9 protein-coding genes are annotated in these 12,461 nt (G+C 49.1%); all 9 read left to right on the top strand.

What is annotated here, in order from left to right:
• Positions 1-213: 213 nt before the first annotated feature.
• On the top strand, positions 214-372 hold the full coding sequence (locus tag ACM1PF_RS14620; protein ID WP_416675783.1) for a helix-turn-helix domain-containing protein: 159 nt from the start codon (positions 214-216) through the stop codon (positions 370-372).
• An 83-nt stretch (positions 373-455) separates the two neighbouring features.
• Positions 456-1,016 carry a hypothetical protein gene (locus ACM1PF_RS14615; RefSeq protein WP_416675781.1) on the top strand — a complete coding sequence of 187 codons (561 nt, stop codon included), beginning with the start codon at positions 456-458 and terminating at the stop codon, positions 1,014-1,016.
• On the top strand, positions 935-3,916 hold the full coding sequence (locus ACM1PF_RS14610; RefSeq protein ID WP_416675778.1) for a helicase-related protein: 2,982 nt from the start codon (positions 935-937) through the stop codon (positions 3,914-3,916). The genes ACM1PF_RS14615 and ACM1PF_RS14610 overlap by 82 nt, the downstream gene beginning before the upstream one ends.
• On the top strand, positions 3,913-4,257 hold the full coding sequence (locus tag ACM1PF_RS14605) for a DUF6883 domain-containing protein (RefSeq protein ID WP_416675775.1): 345 nt from the start codon (positions 3,913-3,915) through the stop codon (positions 4,255-4,257). The genes ACM1PF_RS14610 and ACM1PF_RS14605 overlap by 4 nt, the downstream gene beginning before the upstream one ends.
• On the top strand, positions 4,254-4,676 hold the full coding sequence (locus ACM1PF_RS14600) for a DUF2281 domain-containing protein (protein WP_416675772.1): 423 nt from the start codon (positions 4,254-4,256) through the stop codon (positions 4,674-4,676). The genes ACM1PF_RS14605 and ACM1PF_RS14600 overlap by 4 nt, the downstream gene beginning before the upstream one ends.
• Positions 4,677-4,741: 65 nt before the next feature.
• Entirely contained in the window at positions 4,742-7,996 is a 3,255-nt protein-coding gene (locus ACM1PF_RS14595; RefSeq protein ID WP_416675769.1) for a DUF559 domain-containing protein, read from the top strand.
• A 5-nt stretch (positions 7,997-8,001) separates the two neighbouring features.
• A complete protein-coding gene (locus ACM1PF_RS14590; protein ID WP_416675766.1) occupies positions 8,002-8,625 on the top strand; it encodes a restriction endonuclease subunit R in 624 nt (207 codons plus the stop codon).
• 4 nt (positions 8,626-8,629) lie between these two features.
• Entirely contained in the window at positions 8,630-9,253 is a 624-nt protein-coding gene (locus ACM1PF_RS14585; RefSeq protein WP_416675763.1) for a hypothetical protein, read from the top strand.
• A 33-nt stretch (positions 9,254-9,286) separates the two neighbouring features.
• A complete protein-coding gene (locus ACM1PF_RS14580; protein ID WP_416675761.1) occupies positions 9,287-12,184 on the top strand; it encodes an ATP-binding protein in 2,898 nt (965 codons plus the stop codon).
• The last annotated feature ends 277 nt before the right edge of the window (positions 12,185-12,461 follow it).

Raw genomic sequence — 12,461 nt, 5'->3', positions numbered from 1 at the left:
AGCTAGGTTGAGGGGATTGGGCGGACAAAACTTCGGGCTTCGGCATGAACTCAAAGTTCGGTGAGGCTCACTCAAGCCGTCGAAACGCTGCCTACAATCGAACTATCAGCTTTTAGTTGATGAAGACGTTACAAACGTGCAGGAAAAAATGACTTGCTATGCTGCCTCTAGCCAAAATAGGGGAATTCTGGACTATAGCGTCCGATATAATCTATGGCAATTCAGCAACCGGAGGTTAGTCATCTTATTAAAGAATTACGACGCAGAACCGGGCTGACCCAGCAGGAGCTTGCTCGGAAAATTGGGGTGTCATTTACTTCCGTGAACCGTTGGGAAAAGCAGAAACAGATGCCAATTCCCCTCGGACTATAGCGGGTTGAGGAAGTTTCGCGGGAGATGGGCGATCGCGGTCAGGATTTATTGGAGCAATTCTTTCCAGAGAATAGGGGCAATTGATGGAGTCACAGCTAGTTGGTAAACGCATTACGATACCAGGTCAGTTCACCGGGGCTGTGACTGTCGAGGATGCCACTCTCGTTGAGGATACGGTATTACTGCGAGTTAGAACGCAACAGGGTGAGTTGCGCGATGCCTTTATCAGTGTCGATGAAGTATCGGAGATCCTGTCTAATCAAACCCACCCATCCTCAGCGTCTGTGGATGCCAATCAGTTTTTTCTCTTCATTGAATCGGCTCGCATCAAACTGGCGTTCGCCTACGACCCTCATTTTGCGGTCAGCCTCAGTGGGGTTCGCCCTTTGCCCCACCAGCTAGAAGCTGTGTATGAACGGATTTTGCCTCAAGTTCGGCTCAGATTTCTGCTGGCAGACGATCCAGGAGCAGGCAAAACCATTATGGCGGGTTTGCTGCTGAAGGAATTAAAGCTGCGTGGGGCGATTGAACGGGTTCTGATCCTTGCCCCGGCCCCCTCACATTGCAATGGCAGGATGAGCTTAAGAGCAAGTTTTCTGAAACGTTTGAAGTTATTAACTCAACTCTGGCAAAAGGGCAGTTAGCAGGAAATCCCTGGGAGCGATTCCGGCAATGTGTAGCATCTATTGATTTTGCAAAACGGGATGATATTGCTCCGGGCATCCTTCAGGTGGATTGGGATTTAGTGATTGTTGATGAGGCGCATAAATGCTCTGCTCGTACTCAAGGAGACGACCTAAGACGGACTGGGCGTTATGAGCTAGTTGAGGAATTGTCAAAAAATTGTGAACGTATCCTGCTGCTGACCGCTACTCCTCACCAGGGCGATGTAGACCAATTCCATAATTTCCTCCGGCTGCTAGATCCAGAGCAATTCATTTCTGATCAGATCAATCCAGAAATGCTGCGGATGGAGAATAGCCCCTGGTTCTTACGGCGCATTAAGGAGGAACTTAAGGATTTTGATGGGCGAAAGCTGTTTAAGAAACGGTTTGCTAAAACGGTTCCCTTTGAGTTGTCCCCTGCTGAAGAACATCTTTATAAAGAAGTCACCAAATACATCAACAAATTCTTGGGGAAAGCCAAGGGGCGGAAGCAAGCAGCCGTTGCTTTAGCACGAACGGTGTTGCAACGACGATTAGCTAGTAGCCTCAATGCCATTTTCAGTTCTCTGAAAAAACGGCGACAGCGCTTTGCTGATCTGCTAGACGAATTAGAAGGACTTTCTCCAGAGGAGCAACATGCTCGCTTGATGAACCTTGGGAAGCCTGTTGATTCTGAGAAGGAAAGCGACGACTATGAGGAAGACGAGCAGGAAAATTTAGCGATCGAGTCCACAGCGGCAGAGCGTATGGAGCAACTCCGCGATGAGTTGTATGAGCTAGAGCGCCTGGTCAAGCTAGCTAAGCAGACGATCGATACTGGTACTGAGATGAAGCTCAACAAGCTGAAAGAGTGCCTGAAAGGAGCGCAATTTTCTGAACTTCGGGACGGTCGTGGCAAGCTGCTCATTTTCACTGAACACCGGGATACGTTGGACTACCTGAAACAAAATTTGGAGGATTGGGGTTACACCACTTGCCAAATTCATGGCGGCATGAACCCGATCGCTCGTAAAGAGGCGCAGAAGGATTTTCAACTCAATCGGCAAATTTGCCTTGCAACTGAGGCAGCCGGGGAAGGGATTAACCTTCAGTTTTGTCGGTTGATGATCAACTACGACATTCCCTGGAACCCTAACCGCCTAGAGCAGCGCATGGGTCGGATTCACCGCATTGGTCAGCCTCATGATGTTTACATCTTCAATTTTGTCGCAATCAACACAGTCGAAGGTCGGGTACTGGATAAGCTTCTGAGCAAGCTGGAAGAGATCCGGGAAGCAATGGGCGATCGCGTTTTTGATGTTGTCGGTCAACTCTTACAACTCAGCGACATTCGGTTTGAAGATGTGGTCAAGGAAGCGACCTACAGCAAGGCTTCTGAGGAGAACGCCCTAGAGCAGCTTGAGCAAATTGATCCAAAGCGATTGGATGAGTTAGAGCAGGCGACGGGTTTTGCATTAGCGACAAGCCACGTTGATCTATCTCGAATTCGCCGTACTCAAAGCCAAGACTTTCGATCGGAAGAGCAGCGGTTGATGCCTCGCTATATCGAGGAGTTTTTCAAACGATCGTGTGAGTTTTTGAGCGTCAATTTGGAAGTCCGGGCAGATGGGCTGTGGCGAGTCCCTTATGTTAAGGAGGAATTCCGCTCTAATAACCTGGGGGCGATTCGGCGGCTGGGAGCGGTCGAGAAAAATTATCCTAAGCTCTCCTTTTATAAGGAGCAATTAGCAAACCCCAACCACCAGGATGCAGAACTGCTATCACCCGGTCATCCTCTATTTGCGGCGATCGCTGAGCGACTAGACATTGAACTGGACAGTTCGATCTGTACTGGCTCTGCCCTGTTTTTGGATGCAGATGCAGATGAACCTTACCGGGTTTACTTCTTTGAAATTCAGGTTGCTGGGCAGCAGAGGACAGGACAGGCGAGCGTTTTGAGGGCAGCGTTATGTGCTGTCTTAGAAAAAGCATCAGGTGAATTGGTGCTGGTTTCACCAGATTGCCTCCACGATCTCGCGCCTGCCAGTGCTGAATCCATTCCTATCAACTCCCAATCCCTCACGCCTCCTGCGCCTCAAGATCAGGAACGAATTGAGAAGTGGCTGAAGGTCAGAATTCAGGTGCCAATGGTGAAGCAGGAGCAACAACAGCGGCAGCGTGAGCTTGAAATTCGGCAGGATTATCTGAAGAAGGCGATGGAGGCTGCGATTCGAGAAGCCCAATCCACGCAGATGAAGTTGGCGGCAAAGGTGGCAGCCGGGGATGAAACCTATCGTGTTGCAAGGGATAGTGCCCAAAAGCGGGTGAAAGATCTGCAAGAGCGATATAGAACCAAGCAAAACGAATTGGATTATCTCAAGATTGTTAGTTTTGGCAGGGTTGCATATTTGGGTTGCGCGATCGTCTATCCGGCTCCGGCATTCGTGGCGGAAATGCCAGGGATGAAGAATGATCCTGAAGTTGAAGCCTTTGCGATGCAATACGTGATGGATTATGAGCGGCAAAGGGGATGGGAACCAGAGGATGTTAGCCAGAACCAGGATGGGAGTGGTTTTGACATCCGCAGTGTGGGGCCAATTGACCCCGAAACTGGAGTAGCACCCGTCCGACGGATTGAGGTGAAGGGACGCGCACAGGTGAACCAAGAAATTTCTCTGACTTCTAATGAGTGGCGTAAAGCACAACAACTGGGGGATTCATACTGGCTCTATGTGGTTTGGGGTTGTAAGACGAGTAACCCTAAGCTGTTGAAAATCGAAAATCCGGCGAAGGTTCTGGTGGGTGATGCCAAAGAAATCCGGCAGGTGACTCGGTACTTAGTGCCTGCGGAAGCAATTACCCGCAATGCTCAAGCGGATTGGGAGGCAAATGCAGAATGACTCAACCTGTCAGTCTAGTTTTTCCGATTGAGAAAGCCACTTATCTCTTTACTCGTGAAACAAAACCGATGGAAGGAGGGGATAAGCAAAAGTTTTGGCGAGAGGTAATGGGTTTTGAGTCCCCAGAATCGATCCGAGAGGCGATCTTGGCAAATATGACGATAGACCTTCTGGAATCTAATGGACAAGATGACCACGGGTATCGGTTTCAAGCAGTGGTTTTAATCACAGGACAGACTGGTGTGTCTTGGCAAGTCAGAACAGGTTGGATTGTTCGTTATGGTGAGGATGTAGCAAGGTTTGTGACGGCAGTTCCAGAGCGATCGGGGAGGCAAAAATGAGTCAATTTCAACTATTTGATGTTGTGCAACTAATAGAAGAAATTCCCTTGTCGGGGGATTTTACGAATGCAGCGGTACAGCCTGATTTTGCTCCAGTCGGAACACGCGGAGCGATCGTTGAGATGTTTAACGACGGAGAAGCCTACCTCGTAGAGTTATTTGGTGGCTGGACAAAGGCAGGGATTGAAGCGGATGAATTAATCTCTGCTGAGCCTGATGATCCTCAAGCATTTCGGGAAACGATCGGGGTTGAAACGGTCTATCCACATCAACTTCGGTTAGTAAAGCCTGCGAAGGAAACGATGGGTGCAAGAGGACATCTGGTTTCTATTTTGGAGGATTTACCAGAAGAGTTAATTGCAGAAGTTCGAGACTTTGCTGAATTTTTGCAGCAAAAACAACGACAAAAACAAGCCTGACGTTGCCCTCACCCCAACCCCTCTCTCCAGGGAGAGGGACTATGAAAACCTAGATTTTTTCTCCTATGACTACCGATCGCCGCTTAATTGAAGACTTTATTCCTATCCGTGAGATCTCTATCGAAGCGGCACGGGAGAAGTCGATTCGCAAAGGTCATATTTCGACCTTGCATTTGTGGTGGGCGCGGCGACCTTTAGTAGCGGCACGGGCAGCGGTGTTTGCTTCGCTGGTGGCAGCACCGGAAACGCCCCAAAAGCGAACAGCTTTGACCAAAGCAATGATCGACTTCTGCAAGTGGGAGGCAGGAGAGGAAACGATCAAGAAGGCGAGACGGCAGATTTTAGAGGCGCAGAGAGATCGCCTGGGTCTTCCATCGAATACGCCATTGAAGGATGTGCCACCGCCCAAGGTGCTGGATATGTTTGCTGGGGGTGGGGCAATCCCCTTGGAGTCATTGCGGTTGGGGTGTGAGACCTATGCCGTTGACCTGAACCCAGTAGCACACATCATTCAGCTTTGTACCCTGGTTTACCCGCAGAAGTATGGCAAGAAGCTGGCGGATGAGGTGGAAAAGTGGGGTAACTGGGTGATTGAGCAGGTTCGGGAGGAGATTGGCGACCTGTATCCGAAGATTTGCCCTCATCCCCTAGCCCCTTCTCCCCAGGGAGAAGGGGAACCGAACCCAAGTGGGCGATCTCTCTCAGATTCTGGGGTTCAATTGTCGATCTTGGCAGGGCAGGGGCGGCAAATCCCAGATGTGCTTTTGGAACGAGCAAGGGAATTACGAAAGAAACAGACTCCATCGGAGACAATTTTGTGGGAATGTTTGCGCGATCGCCGCTTAGATGGAGCAAAATTTCGGCGGCAGCACAATATTGAGTCTTATATTGCAGATTTTTACTGTCACGAAGTTCGCTTAGTGATTGAGGTTGATGGTTTAGTTCACGATCGCCAGAAAGACCAAGATGTAAACCGAGACCAGTGGTTTAGTCAAAACGGCTTTACAGTTCTGCGGTTCAAAAATCAGCAGATAGAACAAGACCTTGAAACAGTCCTAACCACCATCGCCCAACACCTTCCCTCCAATCAAACTCCCCTCTCCCCAGGGAGAGGGGCAGGGGGTGAGGGCTTAACCCCCGTCGCCTACCTCTGGACACGGACGGTAAAGTGCCCTAACCCGGCTTGTGGGGCGCAAGTGCCGTTGATGCGGCAAACGTGGCTGTGTAAGAAGAAGGATAAGTATGTTGCCCTGAAAACCATTCCAAATCATGAAACGAAACGGGTTGAATTTGAGGTAGTGGAATCGAAGACCGAACAGGGATTAGGGTTTAACCCATCGTTAGGAAGTGCCAGAGGAACCTCAATTTGTAGGCATTGCGGTGCAACAGTCAAAAGTGAAGTGGTTAAAGAGCAAGGGAAGGCTGGCAAGTTAGGTCAGCAACTCACATCAATTGTCTGCACCACTTCAGGAGAGAAGGGAAAGACTTATCTTTCCGGAGACACCTACAAGCACTACGCTCCAGATGATGCAGCAATTCAAGCAAGATTAGAAACGCTCTGTCAGGAGGCAGGTTTAACGATTCCAACTGAGCCAATCTTTTCAGCAGATACGAGGGCATTTTTTACACATCTTTATGGGCTAGATACCTTTGGTAAGTTGTTCACCTCCCGGCAACTACTGGCGCTGATGACATTTGTGAAGTGGGTCAGGTTGGCGCATCAGAAGATGATTCATGAGGGGTATGAGGAGGAATTTGGGAAGGCGATCGCCACATACCTTGGCGTAATGATTAATAGAGTTGCCGATCGAGCAAGCACCTTATGTACATATGACCCAAATCCTACAGCCAGTGGAGTTAACCACACATTTGTTAGGCAAGCCTTGCCAATGCTATGGGATTTTGCAGAAGGATGTCCTACGGGCATCACTTCTGGAAGTGCAAGTAATTCCCTCCCCTGGATTCTAAATGTCATTAAACAGGAAGCTAACTGTGGAGAGCCAGCAATTTGCAAGCGTGGCTCATCAATGGCTTTATCGATAGAGTCTGAATCACTTGATGCAGTCATCACTGATCCGCCCTACTTTGATTCCGTTCCATACGCTGATTTGTCTGATTTTTTCTATGTTTGGCTGAAGCGATCTATTGGACATCTCTATCCAGAGCATCTCTCAGGACAACTCACACCCAAAAAGAATGAAGCCATCATGGAACCTACTCGCCATGATGGAGACAAAAAGAAGGCGGCAAAGGCTTACGAAGATATGATGCACCAAGCATTCTGCGAGGGAAGTAGAGTGCTAAAGGCAGAGGGCATGATGGTTGTAGTGTATGCCCATAAAACAACAGCAGGCTGGTCAACCCTAATTGATTCCCTCCGTCGTGCTGGTTTTACCATTACCGAAGCATGGCCCCTTGATACTGAAATGGGCACTCGCCTTCGCGCTACCAACTCCGCCGCACTCGCTTCAAGCATTTTCCTGGTTGCCCGCAAGCGCAAAGGTGCAACTGTTGGTGACTATGCAATGGACGTAAAACCAGAGCTATCGCAAATTGTCCGCGAACGAGTCACGACCCTGATGGCAGAAGGGGTCAGTGGAGCCGATCTCGTAATTGCCTGCATCGGTGCTGGACTCCGCGCTTACACCCAATACGAACGAGTCGAACTGCCCAACGGTGACGAGCTTGACGCAAACTCCTTTTTAGGTGAAGTGCAAAAAGAAGTCGTCGAAGCCGTTCTGACCAGTGTGATGCAGTGCGACAGACGCGGCGTGAGCCTGGTAGACAAATCCACCCAGTACTACATCATGGGTCGCTACGAGTATGGCGAACTGGCAGTGGAGTTTGATGAAGCCAACACCCTCGCCAAAGGGGTCGGGGTCGAACTCGACGGCGTAGGTGGTCTAACCGATGGCAAACTGGCACTGGTCAAAAAGGTCAAAACTACTATTCAACTACGAGACTACAGCGATCGGGGTGCTTACGAAGATCTGGGCATCCAACGCACTGAAGGACGACAAACCTTCAACGTCAAACCACAGGCAATTGGGGCTGCACCAACCCTCATCGACGTGCTCCATCGCCTCCTCTGGTTGGCAGACCATAAGCCCTCCGAAATCCCAAACTTTCTGAGCCTTGCTCAACCAGACTCAACCCAGTTACGCCTGGTCGCTCAAGCCCTTGCAGGCCGCGCCCTCACCCCAGAGCCTGGACAGGAGACCACGACAGCCCAGCGCACAAAAGAGCAATCTGCCATTGATACCTTGTTAGCATCCTGGAAGAGACTGGTCGAAGATAACTTATTCACTCAGGGAAGGTAAAAGCAATGGTGCAAATAATCCAAGCTAAAAACGTTACCCTCCGAACGCTGATCGATGATTTTGGGATTCATCTAGTGGAAGATCCAACATTTTTCCCAGAATGGAAACAAAATCTGCCAGAAGTCAGCAATCTCGAAACTCAACAGCTTGACCGCATTCGGGCTGGCTTTGTTAATCTACTTGACTACGCGCCTCTCCTCGAAGGAGTGATTCGGATGTCAGTGGTTGATCCGCTCCTGTTTCTGGTTGGGTTTTACCTATCGCCGTTTCATGTGAGATCGGAACCGTCGATCGAAATTCAAACTGAAGACGAAGGCACCATTATCACGGGCAGTCTCGACACCCTCGTTCTCAAAGATCGACTGTGGGTGTTAGTAGTCGAGTCAAAACGAGCCTCCTACTCTGTAGAAGCTGGACTGGCTCAAATTCTGGCTGATATGTTGGCAAGCCCCAATCCAGAGCAACCCTGCTACGGCATGATCACCAGCGGCGGCAGTTTCATGTTTGTCAAGCTCGTCAAAGGTAATCCGCCCCAATACGCAGTCTCCAAACTGTTTGGCATCCGGGAGCCAGAAGATTTGGCTACCGTCTTCGCCATTCTCAAACGATTTGGTCAGCTAGTGGAGTAACCCTATGCCTTACAGCAACTTTACCCTTAGCAAAGTAAAAAGCGATTTCAGTATCACAACGATTGAAACTGAGATCCTTTTTCCTCAGATCACGCCAGTTCCACCCAGCGAACTACTAACCCTAAATCTGAAAGAAAACCTGTCCTTAGCAACTGCAATTAACACCGAAAAAGCTCGGTCAGAATTGATCATCATGCCCGTCTTAACAGAAGTTAGACGCAGTTTGAAAGGAAAGGTCAGCTTGTTTTCTGGCGCAGAGTTCAATGTTGATCCTGAACAAGGTCTCAATGACACTTGTGATTTTATCCTGACACGATCGGCAGAGCAATATTTTATTACTAAACCTGTTATCACGATCGTTGAAGCCAAACGAGAAAACATTCCCTCTGGATTAGGGCAATGCATTGCGACCATGATCGCGGCTAAACAGTTCAATGAGCAAGAAGGTGATCCCGTTGACACTATCTATGGCGTTGTTACGACAGGTACAGACTGGAAATTCTTAAAACTGGTTCAGAAAAACGCCTACATAGACAGCAGCGATTACTTTATTAGCGAAATAGACAAAATTCTCGGCATTCTCGTTTCCACCCTCCAACCAGAATCTGATCTGGTCGGTGTTCGCTAACCCTATCCCCATCGTTTACCTCCTACACACCCTATGAGCAGCGCATACCAACTCAAACCCTGGACTCAAGTTGCCATTCCTCACCAAGACATCCTGGATGGCAAACTTGATAATTCCGTTTACGCTGCCAAACTGGGTGCGGTGGTGCGGCAAGACCCGACTTGTCCTCCCATCTATCGCTATGCGGGTCAATTCTTTTCAGCCACTTACCTTACGTCAGAATTGAAAAACCTTCTGACCAGTGTGGTGCAGCGTCTGTGTGGCGAAGCAGGCGATCGCGTTCTGCAACTGCGGACTCCCTTTGGTGGCGGCAAAACCCATGCCTTAATCAGTCTCTACCACATCACTAAAAATCGCCAGGATTTATTAGAGCATCCAGACTTTGCAAAACTGCCGAACCCCGGCACTGTAGATGTTGCGACTTTTATTGGCGATGACTTCAGTGGGACTCAGGGAACCCAGATTCCTGACGGTTCACAGATATTAACCCCTTGGGGCTATTTAGCTTGGCAACTGGGTGGCAAGGAAGCCTATGAAGCTGTTCGGGCAGACGATCAACAACGAGTCGCCCCCGGTAATGACGTATGGCGCAAAATTATTGGCGATCGCCCGACGCTGATTCTGCTAGATGAATTTCTCAACTACGTTGAGAACGCTTTAGGGGTGGAAGTTAAAGACTCGACGCTTGGTAAGCAGGTACTCACCTTCATCAAAAAACTGCCTGATGTTGTCGCGGAATTGCCCAGAACCGTTCTGGTTTATTCCCTCCAGGCAAGTGTACAGGAGGCTGTGGGTAATGAAGGTCTGCTCGGTACTCTAGATAAATTGGTTTCGCGCAACGATGCCAAGAAAGAGCCTGTCTCCGGCGATGAGGTGATGAAGGTTGTCCAACGTCGGTTGTTTCAGAATATTGGCGATCCTGCCACCATTCAAGAAATTGCGAACCAACAAGCTGACCTATTCCGCAAATTCCGCGAAAGCTATGTCGAAACCGATCGCGGTAGACAAGAGGTGGAGCAGCAAGCCGCTCTCCTGGCAGAACGAATCCAGCTTAGTTACCCGTTCCATCCTGATTTGCTGGATTTGATGTATCACCGTTGGGGAACATTGCCCAGTTATCAGCGTACTCGTGGTGCGCTTCAATTTCTGGCTAGCGTTGTTTACTCCCTCTGGAAAGAAGAGCATACGTCCTTGCTCATTAGCCCAGGTGATGTACTGTTTCACAACGAGGCAGTGAGAGGGGCGTTCTTCACCCAGGTTGGGGAACGCGAACGGTATAACTCAGTCATTGAGGCTGATTTAATTGGTCGAAAAGCCAAGGTTAAAACTGTAGATAATCGCATCGCCCAAGATTCTCCGGCACTCAGTCATCTCAAAGTCGGTACACGCCTTGCTTCGGCTGTGCTGATGTATTCCTTTGGTGCCCGTAGTGGTGAAGATCGAGGTGTCTTAGAACAAGAGATCACTGCATCTTGCCTTACGCCAGGACTCGATCGCAACGTCATTACTGCGACTTTGAGCGATCTACGAGAAAACCTACTTTATCTTCACTACGTCAGCAAACGGTATCGCTTTGAAACCAAGCCAAACCTCAACAAGCTGATCGCTGACGAGGAAAGCAAGGTTTCTGGCGACGAAGTTTTAGAAAAAATCCGTGAGGAATTGGGCAAAACGATTCAAACGACCAACGGTAAGGTCGCCCTATGGCCCAAAGACTCCTCATCCGTTGCTGATCGAGAACCGCAATTCAGCGTTGTTTATCTGGGGCACGAATGGGCAGAGAAAAGCCCAGAAAGCATTCTCACAGAAATTATGTCTTGGGTCGAGCAACGCGGCAACGACAAACGTGAGTATAAGAACGCCCTTGCCTTCGTGATTCCCAACAAAGCTCAGATTGACAAAGCCCGTAAAGCAAGTCGCACCGCAGAGGCGATCGCCTCCTTGATTAAAGACAAAGCTAAATATAAGTTCAGCCCCGAAGACCTGGAGGAATTGAGTGGAAAGCGCAAAGAGGCGATCGGCGACATCAGCGCGGCTGTGCGGCGGCTCTATGACTACATCCTGCTACCAGTACCTAACCCAGATGGAACTAACCCCATCCGTTTAGAAACGATCGACCTCCAATCCCAACTCAACACCAGCCAGAATCTTCAAGACCGTGTATTGGATGCCCTTAAAAATCATGTCTTTGGCAGCATCACCACTTCAAAATTGATGCGCCTGTCTGGGTTAGAAGATCGAGAACCCAGCTACATCACCGGAGATGAATTGGTTAGTTATTTCTTCCGCTTCCCGACCTACCCAAAGGTCTTGGGAGCCGATGCCATTAAGCAGGCGATCGTCAAAGCAGTTCAACAAGGACTCATGGGCTACGTTCCCTACATGGTCATTCCCTCCAACGGTGTTCCCAAGGTAGAAAACCCTTCACTGGTCAGCTTTAAGCGGACAATTCCTTTGAACGAATTAGATTTAGCTGGGTATCTGCTGGCTCCCAGTTGGGCGAAACAACTCTCCACCCCTCCCGAACCAGTGAAGCCGATCGAGACTGAAACAACATCTGGTGAGGATGACGATGAACCCTCCACCGCTTTCCCAAGTAATTCTTCAACCACTTCGCCAGCAGCCAGCGAGGAGCAAACAACCGTTGAATACAAATCCCAAACCAGCAGTATAGAACGCTCAGTTCTAGTCGATATTGTTAACGGGGTACAACCGGCTCGTCACTACAAATTAGAGGCGATTACCGACAAATCGAAATTCTTTGAACTGTTCAATGTTTTGCAATCCCTATCCGATAAAGCAGAAGACATGACAATCAAAATCGAGGTTAGGGCGCACACAACTAAGGAATTCGATCGAGCCTGGATTAGTGGAGCAATTGAAGAGCCTTTAGATGAGCTAAACATAAAAGCATCCACTCGACTCGAATAAACTTTACTCACCAGTTATTTCGTTTGGTTGAGACGATTATCGACGAATTTAAGAGGCTCGTAGAGTGTGTCCCAGTTTTGCTATTTGTATAGCCAATATCTAACTGGCAAGCATCTTGCCTGCGCTTCTAAGCAAGTTTAGGCTTTGAGTCAGAAATGGTTGTATTACTCTGGTTTGTATCTCAGGTCATATAAGCCCAGCAGTCTAATCGAACTTTTTCAACTGAGTTGAGTAGATTGGGCGGGCAAGATGCCCACCAAGCAGTTGAGTTGACTGG

Source organism: Egbenema bharatensis FJBBOT/2019 (assembly GCF_048077055.1).
Lineage (GTDB): Bacteria > Cyanobacteriota > Cyanobacteriia > Elainellales > Elainellaceae > Egbenema > Egbenema bharatensis.
The sequence above is the reverse complement of the archived record's forward strand: the minus strand, read 5'-3'. Positions and strand labels throughout refer to the sequence as shown.